This window comes from Paenibacillus sp. PAMC21692, from assembly GCF_014303795.1.
GTDB classification, from domain to species: Bacteria; Bacillota; Bacilli; order Paenibacillales; family Paenibacillaceae; genus Pristimantibacillus; species Pristimantibacillus agaridevorans.
Map to the genome: position 1 here is coordinate 6,748,602 of NZ_CP060293.1, position 24,231 is coordinate 6,772,832.

Sequence of the window (24,231 nt, forward strand, 5' to 3'; positions counted from 1 at the left end):
TCAACTGGTCAAATAAGATTCTAATCGCGATAACACCTTTACCGCTTCCGCGCGGGTTACTGCTCTTGCTGGCTGGAACGTTCCATTAGGATAGCCGCCAAATATCGCAAAATGACTCGCCAGCGATATCGCATCCTGCGACTCACGCGATAATGACGACGTGTCTTTGTAGGTATGCTCTTTGGGATGTTTATCATCTATAAGCCTCATAACGTCCGCAATCATCAACGCTACATCTTGCCTTGACATAGGCTCCTTTAAGCTGATAGGCATATGTACGCCAAGATCATCAATCGCCGCTACATAAGGCTTGGACCATACAACACCATGATCTGCGGCAAAATCATACTCCTGCTGCCCTAATAGGTTTGCTCTCTCTTCGTTTGTCATTCTCCAACGAAATTCTCGTCTCCATTGCCGCTTCCCATTCGGTAGTTCATCGGTAAGCGTCATGACGAGCAGTTTCGCCAGCTCTTCGCCCGTCACGGCTGAATCAGGTCGAAACGTGCCGTCTCCATAACCACTTACAATTCCTCTGCGTACATAATCGGATACTTCCTCACGGCCCCAATGCCCCACCATATCCCGAAACAGGGGAATATCCACGGACAAATTGTAATAGCCGCTTTGCGGGGCTGTAATCGTAAAGGTATATCTGCCCGACGCCGCCTTTTCCATTCCCCAGCTAACGCGCCAGTTTTCCTGGCTGTCTAATGTCGTCCTCTTCCCCTCCAGGTTGTCCACGCGATGACCGTCCGGCAGTTGAACCGTCACCACAAATTCGCCCTGACTGCCTTCGATCATGAATTCGACATAGTCGACTTTATTCGTCAATTCGTATTCCTTCACGATTGTGACAGTCTCGGATACTTCGGCAGAAGCCTTCCTGATACCGTTACTCATGCCTACACAGGCCCCGAGCAGCAGTGCAGCCAACCCAAAATATACAATATGTCTATGTTTTAACATGTTTTTACACTCCCTGCCAATTGTTTTTTCTTGCATAACGACAAAAAAGCACGCCTCTCCCTGAGTTTTCAAGGAGAAAGCGTGCTTCGCTTCCTGTAAAAGTTCTCTCTATTTCGACGAATATCTACTTCGATGGTACGTCATTGGCTCAGCTTTTGTCAATCATTTCCTCAAAGTAAATTTGCGATTGCCGCGTTTATACTTCTCTGCGGTCCTTAGGGAGCATTATGGCCAGCAGTCCGATGACAGGCAGGAAGCTTGCGAGCGTCATAACAAACGCCATCCCTTGAGCATCGGCCACATTGCCAAGCACAACCGACCCCAACGCCCCCATACCGAAGGCAAGTCCGGTAATCATGCCGGATGCCATACCGACTCTGCCCGGCATAAGCTCCTGGGCATATACGACGCTGACGGAGAAGCCGGATTGCAGAATGAAACCCATAATCGCCATGACCGGATAAACCCAGAACAAAGTTAGATGAGGCAGCAGCAACGCGAACGGAGCGGCTCCGAGAATAGAGATGAGCATCATTTTTTTGCGGCCGATCCTATCCGCCATCAATCCGCCCGTAAACGTGCCAAGCACGCCGAAGATCATGAACAGGAACAGCGGAATTTGTGCAGCCTGAATCGTCAGGCCGTATTCGTCCCTTGCATAAAATTGATAGAAATTGCCGATTGCGGCCGCATACCAGGATCTTGCGAATACGACAAGCAGGAGAATGGATAAAGCTATAACGATGACTTTGCTTCCCGTACCCGCTCCCGCTCCTGCTGTACCAGCGGATGCTGCTTTTTTCTTCGGCACCCTCCCGCCATGCTCCGCCAGCCGAGCCGTATACCACGGCACAACCTTAAAGCATATTGCAATGGCTACCGCCGCAAGAAGCATGCCCCAAGCCGCACCACGCTGGCCAAGCGGTACAAAGATCGCCGCCGTCATGATGGGACCCAGCGATTGCCCGAAGTTGCCGCCGACCTGGAAAATCGACTGAGAGAAGCCCCGGCGATTGCCTGCCGCAAGATGCACGACGCGCGAGCCCTCGGGATGGAAGACGGCGGAACCGATGCCGACAAAGACGACAGAGAGCAGCAGCAACGCATAATTCGGCGCGATTGCTAGCCCCGCCATGCCTGCCATGCTGCATAACATCCCTGCAGGCAGCATCCATGGAGTCGGGCGTTTATCCGAGAAGATGCCAACGACCGGCTGCATGATGGAGGAGGTCATATTTAACGTGAAGGCAATCCACCCGATCTGGCCGTAAGAGAGCTTCAGCGTATCCTCAAAAATAGGGAACAGCGCAACGACGACCGTCTGCATCGCATCGTTAAGCAGATGGATAGAGCTGATCGCGAACAACATGGTGTAGATGGTCGCCTTCTTTACCGCGCTTGCGGTTCCGTCGGCTCCCATAGATCTTGATGACAAGGAACAGGACCTGCCTTTCTTGATAGATGATTGTTGTGTTGTGTTGATTAAGCGAAGCGAATGCACACGGGAGATGGAAGCTCCAACTGCTGCCCCGCTGGGGCAAGCTTTCCGCTCACCGGATCCCTACGGAATACGACGATGGTTCCGCTCCTCTGATTTGCGACCAGCACATAGGCTCCGTCCGGCGTAATGCCGAAATTCCGCGGCTGCTCTCCTCCACCGCCGATATGCTGTATATTTGCCAGCTCTCCGCTCGTCTCATCCACGCGAAAAACGGCAATACTTTGATGGCCGCGGTTGGAGCAGTATAGAAACTTGCCATCCGGCGACAAATGGAGATCCGCCGAATCATTATAACCGTCGTAATCAGCTGGAATAGAAGAATAGGTCGCCCCTTGCGCCAGCGTTCCGTTTTCTTTGTCGATATGCATCAAGGTTACGCTCGACGCCAGCTCGTTCGTCACATAACCGACGGGAAGGTCTGGATGGAAGACGATGTGGCGAGGCCCGTAGCCGCCTGTCAGCTTGCACTCATGACGCTTGCTCAGCGTCCCGTCCGATTCTCGATAGGCATAAGTTATAATGGCATCCATGCCAAGATCAACGGCGCACACATAGTTCGTTCCGGGCATAGGGGCGATACAATGCGCATGCGGCTTCTCCTGTCGATCCGCGACGGGTCCCGGCTCGCAATCGTGCTGCATCAGCGAGCTAATCTGGCCGATGTCGCCTGCATCATTCAACTGCAACGCCGCAATATTGCCGCCGGTATAATTGGCCGCGAAAACCGCCGTTCCGCCCGCATCGACGCTTACATAACAAGGATGCTCGCCGGCCGTGGACGCGCTGCTTGATACGCTGCCCAGCAAACCCGTAGTGGAATCAATCGCAATTGCCGCCACGACGCCTCCTCCGACTCCGCCTGACTCTGCAACCTCCTGAACGGCGTACAGCTTCGTCCCATTGGGATGAAGCGCGAGGAAGGATGCATTGTCGAAGCCATCCATCTTCTGAAGAATCGTCAGCCTTCCGTTCGACGGATCCAATCGACATACATGAATAGTAGGCTCATGGCTCTCTCCGTAGGAACCTACGTACAGTATTCCGTTATCCCGTACGTATCCTTTAGAACTCATTTCGTTCATCCCTTCCCCAGTTACATCGATTCATTAACAACTAAAGTGAACATAGCACAAATGTCACTTCCAGAACAAACACTTTTTTTGTCAATACCTCTTCACTTTTATTGGGAGATATGTTATGATGTAAGCGCTAACATTTCATGAGTTCAATTCTTATAAGGGGGATTTGGGATGATGAGTGTGGCGCTTAGCGAGAGGAACGTATACGAGAATTTTGATCAAGAGTCGGATGTCCTGTACTTTAAGTTGGGCAGTCAAGGTCTCGTAAGCTTCCATGGCAGAAACTACAATAAAAAGAAGAGTATGTCTGTAGAAGAAGTTCGCAGCTTAATGAAAGAAAAGAACTATTTTCAGATCAGTTCGGATTGTTTCATTAATCTGAGCAAGATTAGATCCGTAGCGGACGGAACGGTATTTTTCGGATCGCAGCATACCGATTGCAAAAAGCTTCATGTGAACCGTCGCAAGCAATATGCAATCGAGCAGGTTTACCGGCAGTTCTCGCATAATTAATCCACAATTTCATGCAGCATCGGCATGGACAAACAACCGCTCCCTTCCAACTTGGAAGTGGGCGGTTGTTTGCTTCGTCCGGCGCTGGTATGCTAGAGAAGTGAACTTATATAATTACCTCATAACCGCGTAATTGAAATCAAGGAGGATAATAGGCAATGACGAAGCAAGGACAAACATACGAAGGGCAATTCCATGATGAAGGCGCCATCTGGCTGAAGTGGGGCTCCTACGAGGCGGCGGTGCTGCCGAAGGTAGGCGCGAATTTGATCGCATTCCGCGACACGGCCAAAGGATATAACCTACTTAGAGAACCTTCGCATGAAGAAATGAATGAATTCCGTGCCCGCCCTATCGTGCATGGCATCCCGGTTTTATTCCCTCCGAACCGATATGAGGATGGTACTTTCACATGGAACGGCCGCACCTATACGTTCCCGGTGAACGAAGAGAACACGGGCAATCATCTGCACGGCTTCCTGCATGATGCCGCTTGGAATGTCGATGACTTCGGCGTAAACGGAACCGAAAGTTATGTACAGTGCAGCATTACGGTTGACGAATCGCACGCCATTTATCAATTCCTGCCGCATCGCTTCACCCTTCGCCTGCGTTATTCGCTGAGCGACAACGGCTTGCTTCAGCATGTTATGGTGATCAACAACGGCGAAGAAGCGATGCCTTCGATGATTGCATTCCATACAACGATTAACGCGCCGTTCGTGCCAGGCAGCACGTCTGATGACTATACCTTTACGATGACGACAGGCAAACGTTGGGAGCTAAATGAGCGTATGCTGCCAACCGGCGGTCATCAAGAGCTTCTCGAGGAAGAAGTCGCGATGCAGACAACCGGCATCTCTCCGTTCTGGCAGCCGATGGACAACCATTACACAAGCGCTACACGCGACGGACGCAACAAAATGGAGCTTACGGACAATCGCGCCGGCGTTACGCTGGTATATGACGTCGGCTCGGCCTACAAGCAATGGATGATCTGGAACAACAAAGCGACGCCGGGCTTCTTCTGCCCAGAGCCGCAGCTTAACCTCGTGAATGCGCCAAACGTTAATCTGCCGGCGGAAGAGATCGGTCTCGTAACGCTTGCGCCAGGCGCCATCTGGGAATCCACCAGCCGTCTTTACTTGCGCTAAACAGCCAAGTACGGAGGCGCTCTACCGCGCTGTCGTCCCGGGGCTTTATGGAACGCTAACGCGAGCTGCAATGCCAATAAGGACCGAACCTCAGCTGAGGTTCGGTCCTATTTACGTGCTATTGCTTCAGAAAGTCGCTCCGTGGCGCCTCGTAACCCGATTTTTCGGGCTGCAGCTCCGAAAGTTGCTTCGCAGCGACCTGTAACCCGATTTTTTCGGGCTACAGCTCCAAAAGTCGCTCCGCATCGCACTGTAACCCGATTTTTTCGGGCTACAGCTCCAAAAGTAGCTCCGCATCGACCTGTAACCCGATTTTTTCGGGCTACAGCTCCGAAAGTTGCTACGCTGCGACCTGTAACCCGACTTTTTCGGGCTACAGCTCCGAAAGTCGCTACGCGGCGACTCGTAACCCGATTTTTTCGGGTTACAGCTCCAAAAGTCGCTACGCAACCGTCATCCTTCGTAGACGCGGATTTCGACGATCTGGGCATACGGACAGCCGTTGGTCGACTCCGCCACGACCCTCAGCTTATCCGTTGCAACCGTCTCAGGCAAGACGTGGACGCGCTTGCGGCGGCGGTTGTCGGTCTCCCTATGCAGCACTTGCCAGTCGCCATCAACCCAGGCTTCGATGCGATAGTCCTTGACGAGCTCCGGCATGGTCTCGAAAGGCGTCGTATGGTGATGCAGATTGATCAAATCCTCGTTCACATCGTCGTTAAAAGTGAGATGCACCTCGACAGCGCCGACCGGCTCCGACCAGCTCAGCTCCAGCCATGGCTGACGGCCGTCCGTGATGATGTCCGACGACCAAAGATGCGGACCGCCGTACGGTCTGACGTAGCCGTCCGTCGCCTTCTCCGCCCCGTAAGCAGAGGTTTCGGCGTTTAACCTGATGCAGAACGGCTGTCTGACGATGCCGCCCATACGCCATTCGACGATCGGCTGGAGCTTCTCGTCCGTGTCGAAATCCTTCATCGCTTGCTGCTTATATTCGAAGCCCAGCACTCCGAATAAGGGCTCCTCGGATAATCGCAGACTTACGAAGTCGTTCTCGCGGACAATAACAAACGCATTTTCCGGCTGCGACGGTCGCCATGACAGCGGGATGTCCACCCATTGAGCCTCTCCTGCTTCTAGCGCCACTTCTATAACATCGATCCGCTCGGCGGGAATGTAATTCTCGAGGCGTCCGGTTCCCCACAGCTCCACCGTCAAGCTTGTGTTCGCGGATGCGTCCAGCAGCAGCGAGAACCCTTCTAGCGCCGGCTCGACCGGGAACAACATGCCGACCTGAGACTGGAGCGGATACGCCGTTGACGGACGCTCAACAGCGATTCGCCGCAAAGTGTCGGAAGCACGCACGGCGGCATTGCGGGCACGATCAAGGGAATCCTCGTTGCGAAGACCAATGATGGAGGCATCCTGCTTCAATAATTGCTGCTGCACCGCGCTCCAGGCAAGCTCTCGCGGCGCTACGCCTTGACTTGCGGCCAGCGCCGCGCCCGTTCCCGCCGCTTCGCCGATGACGGCGCAGGTCGCCATGACCCGCGTCGTGCCGAACGCGATATGGGATGCGCTGATGTTCCTGCCCGCCATCATCATGTTCGTCACGTTGCGCGAATAGAGCGAGCGGAACGGAATATGGTAGATGCCGTCCATATGGAAGTGTTTCGACCCTTTGCTCTCCGCGTACATGCCTTGGGGCGGATGCAAGTCGATCGACCAGCCGCCGAACGCGACTCTGTCCTCGAACGGAAGCTGCGCTACCACGTCGTTCTGGTTCAAAATGTAATCGCCCTCGAAACGTCGGTACTCCCGTTTGCCCGGCAATGCCCCGACCCATTCCAGCGTAAGCGTCTCGGCTTCGAACTTGCCCGAATTTTTAATGTAATCCCAGATGCCGTAAATAACCGCCCACAGCTCGTCCCGGATCTCTTCGTTGTCGTGGACCGTGTCCTTCTCTCCGCCCCACTCGATCCACCAGTAATGGCATCCGGAATCGCCGCTGCGGATGACGCGTTTTAGCGGAATGGAAGTCTGAGTAATGTCTTTGGCAAAAGAAGGGGCCAAATACCGAACCGGTCGTCCCGTATCCTTGGTGTAAAAAAGTATCGTGCTGCCCAGCGTAATATTGTCCCCTTGCTCCGGCGCCCATGCTTCGCCGAATTCCGCATGCGCCTCTCGTCCGATTCGGAACGCCGCGCCCGCCAGGAAGCCAAGCAAGCCGTCGCCCGTACAATCCAGGAACATAGGGCTTATGAACGTAATGCGACGTTCGGATCCCGCCATCCAGCCGGTAACGGACTTAATGATCCGATTTTCCCCTCCGCCCGCAATCGCCTCGGCGTCAACCTCATGAACATCCGTGTTCAAATACAAGTCAAGCGTTGGTTCCGCTTTCACCTTCTCCAGCAGCAGCGCGTCCCAAAGATAAGGATTGCCTTCCGGATTACGATACTGATTCTCCACGAACAGCTCGCCCATAATTCCGCTCTCGCGGGCATATCGGTTGACGCCATGCCCCGTGGCGCCGCATACCCATACGCGCACCTCGCTGCTGGAATTGCCCCCTAGAACCGGTCTATTCTGTACGAGCGCTACTCGCTGCCCCAGCCTGGCTGCCGCGATCGCCGCGCATATTCCGGCAAGCCCGCCGCCGACTACCGTAATATCATATGTTTTCGTTTCTGTTCTCATCTCTTGCACCCTCCATTTCTGCGTATCCTTAATTTCATGTTATACTAAGATCGACACGTATAAAATAGACTTTATTTCATAATGAATATCCAAAATTTCGAGATAGGAGGATCATGCCTTGACATCCTCATTCCGCATGCCGGCGCTAAGCGAGCATACCTTCTGGAAATCCAAAAGCCAATTTCTTCTGGACGTCGATACGTACGAGGATTGGGCGCTGTTTCTTGTCGAACATGGCTCTTTCCGTTATCTTGTAGGCGAATCAAGCGGCGTAGCTTCCGGAGGAGACTGGATTCTGTGTGCTCCGAACACGCCTTTTCAACGCGAAGCGCTGACAACGCTCGACTTTCACTTTATTACATTCGCGTTAGAGCCTTCGTACGAAGTGCAATCCGAGCCTCCATTGCCGTCGGGCCGTTATCGTCCGGAAGAAACGCCGCGCCTCAGGGATACGCTGAACCAGCTTCGAGCCGGCATCCATGCCATCCATCCCGCCTATGCCCAGACGCTAAGGCAACATTGGATAAATGAGCTCTGGCTACATCTGTACGCCTCCGTCCACGAAACGTCGACCGGACTTCTGCGGCAAACCGCCGACCCGCTCATGAGCCGGGCGTCGGAGCGAATCCGGGAGCAGTCGAACAGCCCTTTCGCTTTAAAAGAGCTGGCCGCCGAGCTCGGATTGACGCCCGTTCAATTCACGCGCCGCTTTCGCGCTGCATACGGTCTCAACCCGCTTCAATTCGCAACCGATATCCGGATGCGAATCGCGAAAAAGCTGCTCGCCGAGACGAATCTGACGCTCGACGCCATCGCCGAGCGTTGCGGCTACGAGAACGGCTTCTACTTGAGCCGGATATTCCGGAAACAAACGCAGACAACCCCTTCCGAATACCGGAAGGAGTCGCTGAAGGCCAGGCCGATTTTGTTGTAGTTCTTTTATTTTCATCTGTTCTCGCAGCCCAACTCGGATTTTTTTAGTTCTCCTCTTCTTCGCCTTCGGGAGGCAAAAGCATGATGCGCCCTTCGCTTAATTCGACGCGAACTTTGTTGGTGTTTTTTACGCCGATGGATTCCAGGTAACCAGCCGGCACCTGAAGCCTGCCGGCTTTGTCCAGTATCGCATATTCCACATGCGACTCCTCTTCGGCCGCTTGCTCCAGCGCCAGCTCCGCCATTTCTTCGACGTAGGAGCGCCTGCGCAGCATCTCCGAAGAAATCTTGCCATCGCGTATCGCCGCGACGCGGTCCACTTTCTTAGCCAGCTCCGGATCATGCGTGACGATAACGATCGTAATGCCGATGGAACGATTAAGCTCGCGGAACAGGTCCAAAATCTGATTCGACATCTTGGAATCGACGGAGCCCGTCGGTTCGTCGGCCAAAAGCAGCTTGGGATGATTCGCGAGCGCGATGGCAATAGCGACCCGCTGCTGCTCCCCTCCGGAGAGCTGATACAGCTTGTTCTTCTCGCGGTGGCTCAGTCCTACGGCCTCGAGCAGTTCCTTCGCTCTCCACCGTCTGCGCCGTCCCGTTAACAGGATGGGGAGCTCTACATTTTCGAGCGCGGTGAGATACGGAATGAGGTTGCGGGCATTATTTTGCCAGACGAAGCCGACGCTCTCCCGCTTGTAGCGCACAAGATCGCGTTCGGTGAACTTGAGCATATCCTTGCCGTCGACGGTCAGCTTGCCCGCCGTCGGCCGATCGAGTCCGCCCAGCATATTGAGCAGCGTCGATTTGCCGCTTCCGCTGTTGCCGATAATGGCCATCAGCTCCCCAGATTCGATGCGGAGATCGAGACCTTGCAGGGCGAATACCTCGAGATCGGCTGTTTTGTATATTTTCACAAGTCCTTCGCAATGGATCATCGATTAGTCCTCCCCCAGCTTAAGCGCTTGATGCACGCGCAAGCGCGACAGCATATACGCGAGAATGCCCAGCCCGATCAGCAGCATGAGTCCTACAAGTATATAGATGCGGATATAGTCCGCAGTTTCGAACTTGACCATGAACGGCGGCACCAGACTGCCGGGATTGAAAGCGATCTGGAAGTTAGGCACATACAACCTGCTCGCCAGATTGCCCACGAGAACGCCGAGAAGCACGGCCACGCCCGATGTGAGGAGCTGCTCTACAGCCAACATGGAAATCAGGTTCCGGACCGATAAACCGATAGCTCGCAGAATGCCGTTTTGCAACGTTCGGCCCCTCAGCGACAACACCCAATAGAGCAGGAAACCTACGAAACTGACCAGAATCGCCAGGACGAAACCAAGCGTAAGCACGCCGTTTAGCGCGAGCAGGAATGGATCGTTTTTGGCCTGGACCAAATCTTCCCGCGTATTGACAATACGGGAGACCGACAGTCCGCCCTCCTCGATTCCCTCATAAACCTCCGATGTCGATACATCTTCGAGAAGCTTGAGCCACACATCGTATGGCTCCAGCGCCAGCTGCACCTGGATGCGCGGCAGATGCCCAACGATCAGCATAGGAGCGTTGTCGGCTGCCTTGTCGCTGACGTTGACGGAACCTAGCGGCGGGTTGGGATTAAATGTCGGGAAATAATCAATGACGCCGTATACCTTGAAAGGCTGCTGGGAAACCTCCTGCCAGCCAATCCAGATCGTGTCGCCGGGCTGGATGTCCTTCTGTTCGGCAAGCGTGCGGGAGATCAGGACGGAGCTCGTATCCGGGGCGATCAGATTCAAATAATCATTTAGCGTATAATCCAGCAAACCGTCGCGGAACCAGGTCGTCATTCCGAATTCGTCGGTATCGATGCCGATAAGCGTTGCCGTGCCGGACACTTCGTTGGCGTAAAAGCCCGCATCCTTTTTCGTAAATACCTTGGCCGCATGCTCCACGCCGGGGAGCTCGCGAAACGGCTCGAACGCCGGCTCCAAGTAATGGATCTGGGCCGGCGGCGTTGCGGGGGCGCCGCCCGGAGGCCCGCCCGGGCCTTCCGGCGGGGGCGCATCGTTTACCCAATTGACGCTCAGCACCATGTCGGCGCCGTTGCCGTAACGAATCCGGTCTTCCGTATTGGAGTTGATCGTCCGGGCCGCGGAAGCGCTGAATACTCCAGTCGCAATCGTCATAATCAGGAAAATCATAAGGAATTGATACTGGCTGCTGGAGCGTCCAACCTGGATGAGCGTCGCGTATAACGACGGCGGCCACCACTTCTTGCCGATCCAGTAGATCCCTTTAAGAATCCATGGATACAGTCTTAGCAGAAGCAAACCAGCCCCCATAATGAAAAGCGCCGGCACGATAAATTGCAACGGGTCGATCGCCAGATCCTTTGCGCTCAGCCCAAGCGTCTGCAGATCCTCCTGCCGCTTGCGGAAAGTGTACAAGCCATAGATCGCCAGTCCCAACGTAATGACGTCCAGAAACATTTTGTGCCATAGCGGGCTGCCCGTCAGCCTTGCGGATTGTTGTTTATGATTGACGATGCTGACTCGCGTCGCTAGCACGATCGGAATGATGACGATGACGAGACAAGAGGCGGCTGCCATCGCGGCAAACCGATATGCCTCTTCCGTAATCCGAACGGGCAGACCAACCCTTTGCACAAAGGCCAGAAAACCGTTCGAAGCGCCCAACATTTCCGTTAACACCGCGCCTAGCAGCGGTCCAAGACCGAATGCCGCGCCGCATAACAGCAGCCCCTCGGTCAAATAAGCACCGATCACTTGCCATCTCGAGGCGCCGCGGCTGCGGAGTACGGCAATCTCGTTTTTTTGCCTTCCGGCGATCAGATTGGACACCATGAACATATAGAAAGCCAACATGAGCAGAATCGGCACGTTCAGCGCCCACATAAGCGTACGCAGCTGCTCCGCCCTCTCTAGATAAACGCTGATCGTATTCAGCGCACGCGTCTCCGAGCCCATCTGGTACAACGCGAAGCCCTTCATGATCTCTGTTCTCATGGATTCGTGCGCCGTTACAAACGGCTCAACCGTCTGCAGCTCCATTTTCGTATAGTCCATGACGATATACCATCCAGCCGCGCTTAAAGGCAATTGTCCCTCGCGCAGCAGCAGGCGCTCCCCCGTCTCGAACGGCATGAGGAAGGCGCTGTTCATGTCGCTCAGATTACCGTAGCGGAAGTAAGGATCGTCATCCTCCGTCTTCCGGATAACGCCAACCGGCTTCAGTTGAATGTTGGCCGCCGCTTTCTTGTCTTCGATGACGAATACTTTGTCCAGCACTGTCTTGTAGTGGCTAAGTCCGTTTTCTGTCAGAAGCACCTCGTAGACACCGTCGACCGGCATCTTCGAGGGCAGTCTACCGTCCTTAAGCGTCACATGCTCCTCCAGCCCCTCGTATGACTTGATGGTCACCCATTGCTGGTTGTCATCGGAGAGTGGATTGGGATCATCCGCTCGCTTCATGCGGAGCGACATGGATTGGAAACTCCCCACAAGCTCCTGCACGGGCAGCCCGAACGAGCTTGCGCCCGTCGTGCGCACGTAACCGTCGATTCTATCGTACTTATTGTTAATCTGCTCCGGAGTCTCCTTCGTAGCAAATACATTGGAGTAGTGCGTCCCCGGATACTGTCCCGAGTTGGTCTGCAATTTTTCCAGATCCTTGACCAACATGCGGGACAGTACGGCCTCGGAGTAGATCGGCATGCTGCTGACGAGCGCCACGGAGATCAGGATGCCCATGAACAGGCTGCCGAGCAGCCACTTGTTCTGCACCATCTTGCGTATAATCATGACGAATAATGCCATAGACAAGTCACCAAGGCGTCCGGCAATACGAATTCGCCGATATTCGCGGCGATCCGCATGCTGCCGCAGCTCGCGCTACGGTAGCACGATCTGCATGCCTTCCTCCAGCCCTTTCGTAATTTCGATATCCGTCGATCCTTTAATTCCCGTCTCTACGTCAACCTCGCGGATCTTGTCGCCTTCCTCCAAAATCCGCACGAACGTGCGTCCCAGATAGCTGCGAAGACCGCTGCGCGGAATAATGATAACGTCGCTGCGTTCCTGCAGCAGCACCTTTACATCCGCGCGAGTGCCGATTTCCGCATCATCAGGCAGCTTCTCGAGTTCGACGAAAATCATCTTGGCGTTGCGATCCTTAGTGATCGGGTCGTCCGAATACGGAGCCGACGACGGCGTCTGAGTCACTTTGCCCTCCAGCAGAACATTGCCCGCGAACGTCAGCTCCGCCTTGGAGCCGACGTTGACGAGGCTGACGTCCGGCGAACCGTCCGTCTGGAAGGCGATGCGCAGCTTGCCGGGATCCGCTACGACGACCAGCGTCTCGAATTCGCGGACGGCATCTCCCTCCTTAAGCTCGGCTACATATGTCACTTGACCATCCATCTCGGCAGTCAGCAGCTTGCCAGTAAGCGCTGCAGCCAGCCTCTCGTGTCTCAGCTTGTCGATATCGTACTGAAGCTGGGCAACTCGAATCCCGTCCTTGTCACCTGCATCCTTGGCCGACTTTAGCGCTTGACCGGAGCGAACCAGATTCAGCTCCATCTGCTTTAGCTCAATGTCCATATTGCCGGTATCCAGCCGTATGAGCGGGTCGCCATTCTTGACGATGTCACCTGCCTTGACAAGCACTTCCTTGACTACGCCGCCTCCAGCCTTGAATTGTACCGAATCGGTGAAAAAGGACTCCAGCGTGCCGTTCCCGCGAATTTCCTGCGTAATTCTACCCTTTACAACCTCGACGGTCCGGTAGTTTTCCTGCGGCGGCTTGACGAGCGGAGGCTTGAGCGGCGCCTCTTCGGCAGGCAGCAGCGAACAGCCTGCAAGCGACAATGCCGCAGCCATCGCAGCCGTCAGGACGACGATTTTGCTTTTACGTTTAGCTCGAAACGACAATGACACCATCCTCCAATTCGTACACGCGGTCTACGATCTCCATAATGGCGGGGTCATGCGTCGTCATGATGATCGTCATTCCCGCCGTCTCAACCAAATCGCGAAAAATTTTCATAATTTGCAGCCCCGTCCGGCTGTCCAGCTCCGCCGTCGGCTCATCCGCCAGCAAAAGCCTCGGCTTGTGGGCAATCGCCCTCGCGATCGCCGTTCGCTGCTGCTCGCCCCCCGACATCTCGAACGGTCGATGGGACATGCGGCTCTTGAGCCCAACCTGCTCCAAAGCTCCCTCTGCCGCCGACTTTCGCTCCTGAGCCGGATACCCGGACACTCGCAGCACGAACTCAACATTTTCATAGGCAGACATTAATGGGATAAGGGCGAACGACTGAAAAATAAGCCCCATCCGCGTTCTACGGACGCCGTCCCGCTCCTTGTCCGACATCCCCGTCAGGTCATGACCCTCGAACAACACTTGACCGCTATCGGGCCGGTCTAGCGCGCTAAGCAGATTAATGAGCGTCGTCTTGCCGGAGCCGGAGCGCCCCTTGAAGGCGATCAGCGCCCCCGAAGGGATGGCGATGTCGACTCCTTTCAACACTTGCACGGCCGCTGATCCGCGCCCGAACGACTTCGTGATACCGCTTCCAATTACAATATCGGATACCGCGGGTACGCTCTCTATCGGTGCCCCCTCCAATCCTATGTTGCATTATCATCTTTTTCCATTTTATATCCGTGCTGGGACTTACACAATATCAAAAACTTCAGAAATGGTGTGTAATTTATCGATGGTAAAGACTTGATCGGTGGCAGCGACTTAAAGCCCGGAAAATATGCTACTGGTGAGAATTAGATCGGTGACAACGACTAATAACTCTGAAAACGTGCTGCCGGGAAGGATTAGATCGGTGCGAGCGACTTAAAGCTCGGAAAATGTGCTACTGGTGAGAATTAGATCGATGTCAGCGACTTAAAGCTTGGAAAATGTGCTACTGGTGGGAATTAGATCGGTGACAGCGACTTATAACTCGGAAAATGTGCTACTGGTGGGAATTAGATCGGTGGCAGCGACTTAAAGCTCGGAAAACGTGCTACTGGTGGGAATTAGAACTGTGGCAGCGACTTAAAGCTCGGAAAACGTGCTACTGGTGGGAATTAGAACTGTGGCAGCGACTTAAAGCTCGAAAAATGTGCCGACAGAGGGAATTAAGTCGATGTCAACGACTTATAACTCGGAAAATGTGCAACTGGTGGGAATTAGATCGGTGACAGCGACTTAAAGCTCGGAAAACGTGCTACTGGCGGAAATTAGATCGGGTGCGAGCGGCTAATAGTTCGGAAAATATGCCGACAGAGGGAGTTAAGTCGATGTCAGCGACTTGAAGCCCGGAATTGCTCGAAGTTCAGTGCCCCTTTCTCAATAGAAAAAGCATCTCCGGCCAGACAGAACCGGAAATGCCCTCTACTTATCTATGGAATTTGAATGTTTAAGAAGAAAATGACGACCGTAATCGTGAGAATGCTGAGCAACGTCGATAAAAATACCGCTTGCGAGGCAAACTCCTTCTCGTTGTCGAATTCCACCGCGAGCAGCACGCTGCTCAGCGACGTTGGCACCGCCGACGAAACGATAAGCGCGGCAGCCGTAAGTTTGTCGAGCGGCATAATTCCAACGGTGTTCCATAGCGTTATGATGCCCCAGGCAAGCAGCGGACCCGCCACCAGCCGTAACACGACAGCTATGGAGACGTCGACGGCAAGCGTCCGCTTGATGCGCCACTCCATGCTTCCCAGCTGAACGCCGAGCGTAATGAGCGCCGTTCCGAAAAACGCGTCCGCCAAGTAGGTTACCGGCATTTGCAGTGCATCCGGAATCGGAACGTTTAGCCATCTGAGCGCCAACGCACCCGGAATTACATAGATGACCGGCATGGACAGAATGGTTCGCCATACTTGCTTCATATCCGCCTTGTGCGCGTTCACATTGTAGATGCCCCATGTATTCGGTATGAGCGACTGGACGACCATGACGATTATTTGAACCGCCAGCGTGTGACTTAACCCGCCGAACGCCAATTGATTAAGCGGTATACCGTAGTTCGCGCTGTTGTAGAAAAGCACGCTGTTCTTCATGGCGCTTCTCATGCTTGCCTTGTAGCCCTTTACGCGAATAACGATCTCGACGATGGCATACTGCGCGAACATGAAGATCAACAGAAACAGGAACACTTTGCCGATTAGCGATAACTCTAGTTTCTGATTGTACAGCAAGTTAAACATGAGCGCGGGTGAAAACAGATAAAAGTTCAGCTTGGACAGCGTCTTGATATCGAGCTTGAATGCCCGCATCAGCACGATGCCGAGTCCGATCATCACGCCCATCGGAAGTACGTTATTCGTTAGAATGTGCATAAAAACCGTCATGATGATCTCTTCTTTCCAAGTCGGTGATGCGCTAAGCATGTCAGCGTGATGAATGGGCCAGCCGTGCAATTGCCGCTATCGGCCTTAGTTCCCCTCCAACTTCGAGGCAAACCCTTCCCCGCGAGCCTTCCTCCCTCTACGACGGAAGATCCCCAATAAAGTCTACCAGCATAAACGACTCCTGACTATACTTTTGGCCAAATTCGCTTGCGAAAAAAACATCCTGGCCGCTCATGCTCTGCATTCCCTTTCCTTGCCAAACATAGTCTGACAGATTTGCTGCGTTCAATATTCGATGCTCGTCCTCATAAAGCTAGCTCTACGTCTACCTTCCTCCCCCGGACAGAACCCGCCTTCTGATCCGCGGCAACGCTCTACTCCAGACTTGCCCCAGTCTCGTAGCCAGCACCGGCTCCTGCCTCCGCTTGCGGGAATTGCAACTCGTACAGTCGGCTATATCGTCCTTGCCTGCGAAGCAACTCTTCATGCGATCCGCTCTCGAGAATGCGGCCTTGCTCCAGCACGTAAATGCGGTCGGCCTGCTGGATGGTCGACAGTCGATGGGCGATGACGAGACAAGTGCGGCCCTTCAGCAGAACGGCGAGCGCATCCTGAATATGCTGCTCCGATTCCGAATCCAGCGATGCCGTCGCTTCGTCGAGGATAATAATGCGCGGATTTTTCAGAATGGCTCTCGCAATGGAGATACGCTGCTTCTGTCCCCCCGACAGCTTGACTCCGCGCTCTCCTATTCCCGTATCGTAGCCGTCCGGGAACGCGCTGATAAATGTATCCGCATTCGCGGCTCTCGCAGCCGCGATAACCTCCTCATCCGAGGCGTTCGCGTTGCCGTAACGGATATTTTCGCCGATTGTTCCGTTGAACAAGACGATGTCCTGAGACACGATGCCAATCTGTTCTCTTAACGAATCCAGCTTAACATCCTTCAAGGAGTGGCCGTCTATAGTGATGTCGCCCGACCTCGGATCGTAGAAACGCGGAATCAGATGCGCGATCGTCGTTTTGCCGGAGCCTGACGAACCGACCAGAGCCGTAATGCGTCCCGCTTCCAGCTCCAGATTGAAGCCGCTCAGCACCTTCGCATCTCCCGAATAAATAAAATCCACATCGCGGAAAACGATATGTCCGCGTACCGGCGGAAGCACAACCGCATCCGCCTTCTCCACGATATCCGCTTTCGTGTTCATCACTTCCATGATGCGTTCGTAGGCGGCTGCGGATTGTTGAACCGAATTAATAATGCGGCTGAAGTGGCGAATCGGATTCTGCAGCAGCCGCAAATACGCGATAAACGCCACGATCGTGCCGACGGACATATCGCCCCGCATCGCCAGCCAAGCTCCGAACACGAGAACGATAGCCAGGCCGACGAAGTTAAGAAAGTCGATGATCGGCTCGTAAGCGGCCCTCAATCGGACAACCTGGATGTTGGCGTCCATATTGATGCGCGTCCTTTCGGAGAACCGTTCGGACTCGTATTCCTCCTTCGTAAAAGATTTGATCAGCCGAATGCCGGTCAACGAATTCTGAAGATGATCGCTGACGTCCGCCACCGACTCCTGCACCTTGCGGAACGATGACCGCATCCGCCTGCCGAACAGGCGCGTCGTCATAATCATAAGCGGGAACGTCGCGAGCAGCAGCAGCGTCAGCCGCCAATCGATCCACAGCATATAGACGGCGATCGCCGTAAAAGTGAAAAAATCGGTAAATAGCTGCATCATGCTCGAGGAGATAAGCTGCTGAAGGATGCCAACGTCGTTCGTGACCCTCGACATCAGATCCCCGGTTCGGTTGCGGTCGAAAAAAGCAATGTCCAGATTCTGCATATGGCGATAAAGATCGTTGCGGAATTTGTAAAGCACCGTCTGCCCTATGGTCGCCATTAGCGACGTGCTCAAGTACCGCAACAAGCCAAGCGCCAGAGCGGAGCCGAGCACGCCTGCTCCGATGTAGAACAGCTTGTCGTACTGCTTGCCGGGGATAACCTGATCGATCGTATACCTCGTAAGCTGCGGAACGATAAATTCCAGAAGCGACACGCCGATGACGCATACGACGGCCAAAGCAATCGCGCGCCACTCCTGACGCGCATGCGAATAGATCCGGGCGAACATGCCATAGATGCTGGCGGGCTTCGCCTTCTCGCCGGTGCCGAACCTGCCCATGCCCATACCTCTGCCGGGACGGTAGGCGCCTGTCGGATTGGCATTGCCGCTCATTCCGCTACCTCCCCGGGATCTCTTCCCGCCTCATCGCTTACAGATTCAACAACTGCTCCCACGATCTCGGAATCCGTCTCCCCCGTAATCCCCCGCAGTTCGCTCCTCAATGCCGCGAGCGTCTCGCGAAGCCGCGTTGCAAGGGCCGCGTCAGCAAGCGCCGCCCGCTCCGCCGCTTTAAGCAAATGGATCAGCTCCTTGCCGGCAGGCGTCAGCCTGCGATTGCGTCGCACACCGCCCGGCTCCTGCGATTCGCTCTCCTCTTCCTGTCCCTCTCGTTCTCTCTCCCTGGTCTCCCATTCTCCCGATGCGCCGGCTTCGGACGTTTCGGCGCGGCTCAGCTCCTCTTGTAAGTAGCTTCTGCCTTCTTCCGTAATTTGAAAAACGCGTTTGCCATCCTTTTTGAAAGGATCGATCAAGCCTTGATCACGCAGCATCTGCAGCGTCGGATAGATGGAACCCGCGCTGGGCTTATACGTGCCGCCGGACTGATCTTCAAGCGCCTTCATCATTTGATAGCCGTGCATATTCTCTTGCGTAAGCAGCTCCAACAGCGCATATTTCACGCCGCCTCTGGTGAAGTAGCGCCTGCCGGAACCGCTCGTGTCGCGTTCGTTGCCCAGATGGAGAAACAATCGTTCCTCCGGTTGCCAATGCTCGCCCATATCGCGAACACCTCCAATGCGATATATCGTATTATTTAAAATTCTATACGATATATCGTATTATGGCAATGAAATTTCTTATTTCAAAATAGATAAAATATTTTTCAATTCTTGACGGGCAACCTCGTCTAATCCTTGCAGTGGCAATGGAAGATTGGGAGTGTCGGTTAGTCCCTGCATTCCTGCTATTGTTGCAACTACGCGCAGACTTCCATACTTTTGAAACATCTGCCACAGTGGTTCAAGTCGTTTAGATTGATTGTCTGCATACTCGGATAACCCAGCTAGAGCCGCTCGTGTAATTCCTAAGCATATATCGGGATACAAACCACCAAGAACAGAGTACCAAGCATCACATCCGGCATTAAGGCCCATCGCACCAAAAGGATCTCCGCTAACACCAATTGTTACATCCCTTGGAAGAAGGGTACGTAATTGTTTCACTCTGTCCTTAGCCTTATCTAATTCATTGGGAACTCCAGGTATCTTGATTGAACGGACTTGTTGTAAACTTGCTATTTTACCATGAAGTTCATCACTGAACCGAAAGTGAGTAGTAGTTGGATTATCGTACACACACAACGGCACAGACAGTGATTTCGATACCATTTCATATAGCGAATACACCTCAATATCGGTTAATTGCTGATAGGAAACCGGAGCAAGAAGCACGCCGCTCGCTCCTGCCTTTTGAGCGTCTTCCGCTAATTGGAGTACATCGCGGGTTCGCAAAGCGCTAATTCCAATAACGATAGGGATTCCTTCGGAATATTCGACCGCAAGTCGAGTAACACGTAAACGTTCTTCGCGACTGAGATAAACATAGCTGCCAGTCGAGCCTAATACTCCGATCGAATCTACTTTTGCCGAGGTTAGACGTTTTAAAAGACGAGTAAAAGCCGCTTCATCTATTCCTGTTTCATTCATAGGCGTTAAAGGAAATGCAGATAACCCGGTAAACATAATAATCACCCTCCCTTTTTTACCTCGTAAATCAAGACAGTAGAATACTAATATGGAAAAAAGTTAGTTGAGTGTTTTAGTCATTATAAAATCTAATTGTTCTTCATCGCCCATAAAGAAAGAGTGGCTTCCTGATTGAACAAACCCCATTTTCTTATAAAAAGCAATTGCATTTTCATTTACTTCCCAAACACCTAACCAGATTTTCTTTTTGTAACGTTCGATTGCGGTTTCTATCGCCTTATCCAGCATGTTCTCTTATTATAAAGGCTACATGCCATGTGATACAGAGTTACTGGCTTGCATAGCCGATACTTACAAATTCGATGCACGATTCAATAACTACTTTAACGGTCTCCAAAATGGAACGGAGGCCCTCTGGCGAGGACCTCCGCAAGTTCCGTTTCTTACCCTTCTACCTTGATTGAACGCTCTCCTTCGCGGCAGCGTCATGCTCCCCCTGGGAATGACGATAAAGCTCCTCGTAATAGCCGGCCGCGTCCAGAAGCTCTTGATGCGTCCCCTGCTCTACGATCTCGCCCTTGCTCATGACCAGAATGCGGTCCGCCCCCATAATCGTCGACAGTCTGTGGGCGATGACAAGCGTCGTGCGGCCGACGGCAACCAGATTCAGGGCATTCTGAATCAGCTGCTCGGTATGGGAATCGAGATTGGCGGTCGCTTCGTCGAGAATCAGAATTTTCGGCTTGAACACGATGATCCGCGCGAAGGAGATCAACTGCCTCTCCCCGGCGGACAACCCGCTGCCGCGTTCGGACAGCCGCGTGTCGTAGCCATCCTTCATCCGCCCGATGATCTCGCCCGCTCCGATAAATTCGCAAGCCTCGATGACCTCTTCGCGGGATATGCCGGGATCGAACAAACGCACATTGTCGAGCACGGTGCCCGAATACAGGTAAGGCTCCTGCTGCACAAGCCCGACGATTCGATGAAGATCCCGCTGCGGCATCTCCCTCACGTCGTGGCCGTCAATGAGGACGCTCCCCGCGCTCACGTCATAGAATCGGCATAACAGACTGATCAGCGAGCTTTTGCCCGCGCCGGTCGTGCCGACAATGCCGACAAGTTCTCCTGCGCTCACATGAAGATCGAGGCCCTTGATAACGGGAGCTCCGTCGCCATATGCGAACGTGACCCCGTTGAAATCGATTCTCCCTTTTATCTCTTCCCTCTTAAAGGGAACGGTCTCCGCCTTATCGTCTACTTCCGGCTTAATGGCGAAGATGCTCCAGACCCGATTGATCGCCACCGTGGCGGACTGCAGCGTATTCCATTGCTGCGTAATCGTATTGATCGGCTGGAAGAACATGCGAATGTACGTGATGAAAGCATACAACACGCCAAACTCCAGCTCCTGACCGAGCACGGCCCGGCCTCCGAGCCAGACGACGAAGGCGATCGCGATGTTGTTCAAGATCTCGAACGTGCGGTTGAATACGACATTGGTCCGGATTTCCCTTACGTTCGCGCGGAAATAGGAATCGTTCCGCTCCCGGAACTGCCGCTTCTGCTCCTCCTGCTGATGAAAGACCTGGATCAGGTTCATCCCGGACAAGTTCTCCGCCACGAAAGCTACAAGCCGGGACAGCCGGGTTCGGGCCATCTGGTACGTTTCGCGCATGAAGGAACGAAAGGCGACCGCGATGCCCGCTATAATCGGAACGAGAATGAGGCAATACAGCGTCAGCTGCGGGTCGAGCTGGAACATGAGCACCAAAATGAACAACAACGTCAATCCGTCGCGGAACAAGCTCAGCACGACCTGGTTAAAGAATTGGTTGATCGCCTCCGTATCGCTGGATACGTGGGTAATAAGGCTGCCGCTCGGGACGCGGTCGAAGTAGGACATCGACAGCTTCCCGATATGCGCGAACAACCGCTTCCGTATGCTGGCGACGATGCTTTGGCCGGCCTTCTGGAGCAGGTTATTTTGCAAATAAGAGAAAATCAGGCTTAATATCGACAACCCCATATAAATGCCGCAAACAAGCAGCAGCCCCTTGTAATCGTTCCTTCCCGACATCAAATTATCGTCGATCGCGACCTTGACCAAGTATGGCTGAAGCAGCTCCGCCGTAATGGCGATAAGCGTACAGACGATAAATCCCGCGAACGTCAGCCGATGTTCTTTGATATAACCGGATAACGCCTTGAACGTCGAGATGTACTTCGGCTTGACCTGAGGCGCGGACAGATCGGCCTTCTGGTCCATCTGCCAATTGTTAATGGCCTGCGCCATTCCGCATCGTCCCCTCTTCCTGTATGTCGTGCAGCGTCCGGTACAAGCCGTTCCTGGCGAGCAATTCCTCATGGGTGCCGCGCTCCACGATTGCGCCTCCGTCCATGACGACAATGGCGTCCGCATGCTTCAGAGCGCTGATCCGGTGGGCGATGACGATCGTCGTCTTGCCCCGGCGAATCTCGCGGATCGTCTCCATGATCTCGGTCTCGGTCACGGCGTCCACCGCGCTGACGCTATCGTCCAATACGAGAATCGGCGCGTCCTTAATGATCCCCCGGGCCAGGCTGGTACGCTGGCGCTGTCCGCCGGACAACGTGACGCCGCGCTCGCCGAGCCGGGTCTCGAACTTCTCGGGGAACTCGATAATATTGTCATAGACCCGCGCAAGCTTCGCCGCCCGCTCCACTTCGGCCAGCTCCGAGTCGCGCTTGTAGAACGCGATATTCTCCCGAATGGTAGAGCTGAACAGGAAGCCGTCCTGCGGCACATAGGCAATGCCTTCCCGCAAACTCTTGAGACTGAGACGGCGAACGTCCTCCCCGCCGATCCATATCGTGCCCGGAGGCGGATCATAGGTGCGGAGCAACAGCTTCATGAGCGTCGTCTTACCGCTGCCGGTTCTGCCAATGATGCCTAGAGTGGTGCCAGGAGCCACGCTCAGGTTAATGTCGCGCAACACCTCCCGCGAAGCCAATTCGCCGCTCAAGTCATTGCCGCCCGGGCCGAACTTCCGATTGCTATCCGCCACCACGGCACTCCGGCCCTTCTTGTCACCGGTACCCGAGACACTGTCCGCCTTCATGTCCCTCTCACCTTCGACAGTCGTCTCGGGCTCTCCGTAAGCGAAGGTCAGCCCCCTTACCTCGATGCCCGCACTGGAAGAATCCAGCCCCAGCGCCTCGTCGTCCTCGGTGATGTCCGGCCTCTGCGACAGCAGATTGTTAAGCCGCTCCAGCGAAGCGCGGGCCCGCTGCACGACGTTGATAACATTGCCGATCTGCTGCAGCGGGTTCATCAGCATGCGGATATACAGCGTAAGGGCGACGAAACCGCCAAGGGTTATCGTCCCATTGATCGTCAGGTACCCGCCGAACGCCAACGCGATGATCAGCGACGTCGCCCCGAGGAAAGGGACAAGCGACTGGAAGAAGGAGGAGACGCGCACCAGGCTGAGCTGCCTGCTCCGAATGCGGTCCACCGTCACCCCGAACCGCGCCCCCATCACTTCCTCGACCGCAAACTTCTTCGTCACGCGTATGCCGCCGAATTGCTCCTCCGCCGATTCCGTCATCGCCCCGAGCGCTTCCTGCACACCCATCGAACGTTTTTTGATCATGGGTCCGAACCAGGCCACCACGACCGGGATGAGAAGCAGGGGGAAGATGCTGGCCGCGACCAGATAAAGCGGAACATCCGTCAAAAGCAGCATAACGACGGTCGAGATAAGAAGCATCGACGCCCCTGCCGTCTGATTGACGCCCATGGAGATCGACTCCCTCACGGCCGTGACGTCGTTCATGAAGTAGCTGAGCAGCTTCCCGACACCGTTGCGGGAGTAGAACCGTTCGCTAAGCCCCGCGAAATGAATAAACAGCTTGCGGCGGTTCATGAATTCGAAGAATCGGCCCGTGTACATGACCAGATATTGCGCGAAGCCTCCGATAATCGCGTACCCCGCCCCGATCGCGAGCAGAATCCAGCTGTACTGGATGACAGAATCCAGAGTCAAGACTCCTTCCTTCAACTCGTCGGTGAAATTCCCCAGTACGCGCGGGAAATTGACATGCACGATGCTGGCAATCAGATGGAGACTGATGGACAAGACGTAATACAACCAGGTTTTACGGAAAAAATCGGCCAAAATGCGTTGTGAATCCAACCTCTGTTCAC

At 54.2% G+C, this 24,231-nt stretch carries 17 protein-coding genes and 1 pseudogene; 3 read left to right on the forward strand and 15 right to left on the reverse strand.

What is annotated here, in order from left to right; all coding sequences use genetic code 11:
* From H7F31_RS27495 to H7F31_RS27505, 3 genes are all read right to left on the reverse strand, one after another.
* Positions 1-969 carry an S-layer homology domain-containing protein gene (locus H7F31_RS27495; RefSeq protein ID WP_187101390.1) on the reverse strand — a complete coding sequence of 323 codons (969 nt, stop codon included), beginning with the start codon at positions 967-969 and terminating at the stop codon, positions 1-3.
* A gap of 196 nt (positions 970-1,165) precedes the next feature.
* The gene (locus H7F31_RS27500; RefSeq protein ID WP_187105569.1) at positions 1,166-2,389 is read right to left on the reverse strand and encodes an MFS transporter; all 1,224 of its coding nucleotides are present in this window, start codon (positions 2,387-2,389) and stop codon (positions 1,166-1,168) included.
* 62 nt (positions 2,390-2,451) lie between these two features.
* Positions 2,452-3,543 carry a lactonase family protein gene (locus H7F31_RS27505; RefSeq protein ID WP_187101391.1) on the reverse strand — a complete coding sequence of 364 codons (1,092 nt, stop codon included), beginning with the start codon at positions 3,541-3,543 and terminating at the stop codon, positions 2,452-2,454.
* A 177-nt stretch (positions 3,544-3,720) separates the two neighbouring features.
* On the opposite strand from H7F31_RS27505, the gene H7F31_RS27510 reads away from it, so the two are divergent.
* Positions 3,721-4,062 carry a hypothetical protein gene (locus H7F31_RS27510; protein WP_087566099.1) on the forward strand — a complete coding sequence of 114 codons (342 nt, stop codon included), beginning with the start codon at positions 3,721-3,723 and terminating at the stop codon, positions 4,060-4,062.
* Positions 4,063-4,220: 158 nt separating this feature from the next.
* Positions 4,221-5,216 carry an aldose 1-epimerase gene (locus tag H7F31_RS27515; protein WP_187101392.1) on the forward strand — a complete coding sequence of 332 codons (996 nt, stop codon included), beginning with the start codon at positions 4,221-4,223 and terminating at the stop codon, positions 5,214-5,216.
* Positions 5,217-5,669: 453 nt separating this feature from the next.
* Here the strand turns inward: H7F31_RS27515 and H7F31_RS27520 are convergent, their stop codons facing one another.
* Positions 5,670-7,916, reverse strand: coding sequence for an FAD-dependent oxidoreductase (locus H7F31_RS27520; protein WP_187101393.1), 2,247 nt, complete (start codon positions 7,914-7,916; stop codon positions 5,670-5,672).
* 118 nt (positions 7,917-8,034) lie between these two features.
* Here H7F31_RS27520 and H7F31_RS27525 point away from each other — a divergent pair, with 118 nt between their 5' ends.
* A complete protein-coding gene (locus H7F31_RS27525; RefSeq protein ID WP_187101394.1) occupies positions 8,035-8,850 on the forward strand; it encodes an AraC family transcriptional regulator in 816 nt (271 codons plus the stop codon).
* 43 nt (positions 8,851-8,893) lie between these two features.
* Here H7F31_RS27525 and H7F31_RS27530 read toward each other — a convergent pair whose 3' ends face one another.
* The 11 genes and pseudogenes from H7F31_RS27530 to H7F31_RS27580 form a co-directional block, all read right to left on the reverse strand.
* On the reverse strand, positions 8,894-9,787 hold the full coding sequence (locus H7F31_RS27530; protein ID WP_187101395.1) for an ABC transporter ATP-binding protein: 894 nt from the start codon (positions 9,785-9,787) through the stop codon (positions 8,894-8,896).
* A 3-nt stretch (positions 9,788-9,790) separates the two neighbouring features.
* Positions 9,791-12,670: an ABC transporter permease gene (locus tag H7F31_RS27535; RefSeq protein ID WP_261800155.1), complete on the reverse strand. Its 2,880-nt coding sequence runs from the start codon at positions 12,668-12,670 to the stop codon at positions 9,791-9,793.
* A gap of 75 nt (positions 12,671-12,745) precedes the next feature.
* The gene (locus tag H7F31_RS27540) at positions 12,746-13,783 is read right to left on the reverse strand and encodes an efflux RND transporter periplasmic adaptor subunit (RefSeq protein WP_187101396.1); all 1,038 of its coding nucleotides are present in this window, start codon (positions 13,781-13,783) and stop codon (positions 12,746-12,748) included.
* Positions 13,767-14,387: an ABC transporter ATP-binding protein gene (locus H7F31_RS27545; protein WP_397373188.1), complete on the reverse strand. Its 621-nt coding sequence runs from the start codon at positions 14,385-14,387 to the stop codon at positions 13,767-13,769. The genes H7F31_RS27540 and H7F31_RS27545 overlap by 17 nt, the downstream gene beginning before the upstream one ends.
* 866 nt (positions 14,388-15,253) lie before the next feature.
* A complete protein-coding gene (locus tag H7F31_RS27550; protein ID WP_187101397.1) occupies positions 15,254-16,207 on the reverse strand; it encodes an AEC family transporter in 954 nt (317 codons plus the stop codon).
* Positions 16,208-16,581: 374 nt separating this feature from the next.
* The gene (locus H7F31_RS27555; protein WP_261800156.1) at positions 16,582-18,450 is read right to left on the reverse strand and encodes an ABC transporter ATP-binding protein; all 1,869 of its coding nucleotides are present in this window, start codon (positions 18,448-18,450) and stop codon (positions 16,582-16,584) included.
* A complete protein-coding gene (locus H7F31_RS27560) occupies positions 18,447-19,115 on the reverse strand; it encodes a PadR family transcriptional regulator (RefSeq protein ID WP_187101398.1) in 669 nt (222 codons plus the stop codon). The genes H7F31_RS27555 and H7F31_RS27560 overlap by 4 nt, the downstream gene beginning before the upstream one ends.
* A 78-nt stretch (positions 19,116-19,193) precedes the next feature.
* Entirely contained in the window at positions 19,194-20,078 is an 885-nt protein-coding gene (locus H7F31_RS27565; RefSeq protein ID WP_187101399.1) for a dihydrodipicolinate synthase family protein, read from the reverse strand.
* A gap of 63 nt (positions 20,079-20,141) precedes the next feature.
* Positions 20,142-20,336 (reverse strand): annotated as a pseudogene (locus H7F31_RS27570) (GNAT family N-acetyltransferase); the annotation flags it as partial.
* A gap of 157 nt (positions 20,337-20,493) precedes the next feature.
* The gene (locus tag H7F31_RS27575; protein ID WP_187101400.1) at positions 20,494-22,338 is read right to left on the reverse strand and encodes an ABC transporter ATP-binding protein; all 1,845 of its coding nucleotides are present in this window, start codon (positions 22,336-22,338) and stop codon (positions 20,494-20,496) included.
* Positions 22,322-24,220, reverse strand: coding sequence for an ABC transporter ATP-binding protein (locus H7F31_RS27580; RefSeq protein WP_187101401.1), 1,899 nt, complete (start codon positions 24,218-24,220; stop codon positions 22,322-22,324). The genes H7F31_RS27575 and H7F31_RS27580 overlap by 17 nt, the downstream gene beginning before the upstream one ends.
* Positions 24,221-24,231 lie beyond the last annotated feature (11 nt).

Excerpts from the sequence above, each read along its gene's own strand:
- H7F31_RS27495 (WP_187101390.1), bottom strand. The coding sequence starts at position 969 with ATGTTAAAACATAGACATATTGTATATTTTGGGTTGGCTGCACTGCTG.
- H7F31_RS27500 (WP_187105569.1), bottom strand. The coding sequence starts at position 2,389 with ATGGGAGCCGACGGAACCGCAAGCGCGGTAAAGAAGGCGACCATCTAC.
- H7F31_RS27505 (WP_187101391.1), bottom strand. The coding sequence starts at position 3,543 with ATGAGTTCTAAAGGATACGTACGGGATAACGGAATACTGTACGTAGGT.
- H7F31_RS27510 (WP_087566099.1), top strand. The coding sequence starts at position 3,721 with ATGATGAGTGTGGCGCTTAGCGAGAGGAACGTATACGAGAATTTTGAT.
- H7F31_RS27515 (WP_187101392.1), top strand. The coding sequence starts at position 4,221 with ATGACGAAGCAAGGACAAACATACGAAGGGCAATTCCATGATGAAGGC.
- H7F31_RS27520 (WP_187101393.1), bottom strand. The coding sequence starts at position 7,916 with ATGAGAACAGAAACGAAAACATATGATATTACGGTAGTCGGCGGCGGG.
- H7F31_RS27530 (WP_187101395.1), bottom strand. The coding sequence starts at position 9,787 with ATGATCCATTGCGAAGGACTTGTGAAAATATACAAAACAGCCGATCTC.
- H7F31_RS27535 (WP_261800155.1), bottom strand. The coding sequence starts at position 12,670 with ATGGCATTATTCGTCATGATTATACGCAAGATGGTGCAGAACAAGTGG.
- H7F31_RS27550 (WP_187101397.1), bottom strand. The coding sequence starts at position 16,207 with ATGACGGTTTTTATGCACATTCTAACGAATAACGTACTTCCGATGGGC.
- H7F31_RS27555 (WP_261800156.1), bottom strand. The coding sequence starts at position 18,450 with ATGAGCGGCAATGCCAATCCGACAGGCGCCTACCGTCCCGGCAGAGGT.
- H7F31_RS27560 (WP_187101398.1), bottom strand. The coding sequence starts at position 19,115 with ATGGGCGAGCATTGGCAACCGGAGGAACGATTGTTTCTCCATCTGGGC.
- H7F31_RS27565 (WP_187101399.1), bottom strand. The coding sequence starts at position 20,078 with ATGTTTACCGGGTTATCTGCATTTCCTTTAACGCCTATGAATGAAACA.
- H7F31_RS27575 (WP_187101400.1), bottom strand. The coding sequence starts at position 22,338 with ATGGCGCAGGCCATTAACAATTGGCAGATGGACCAGAAGGCCGATCTG.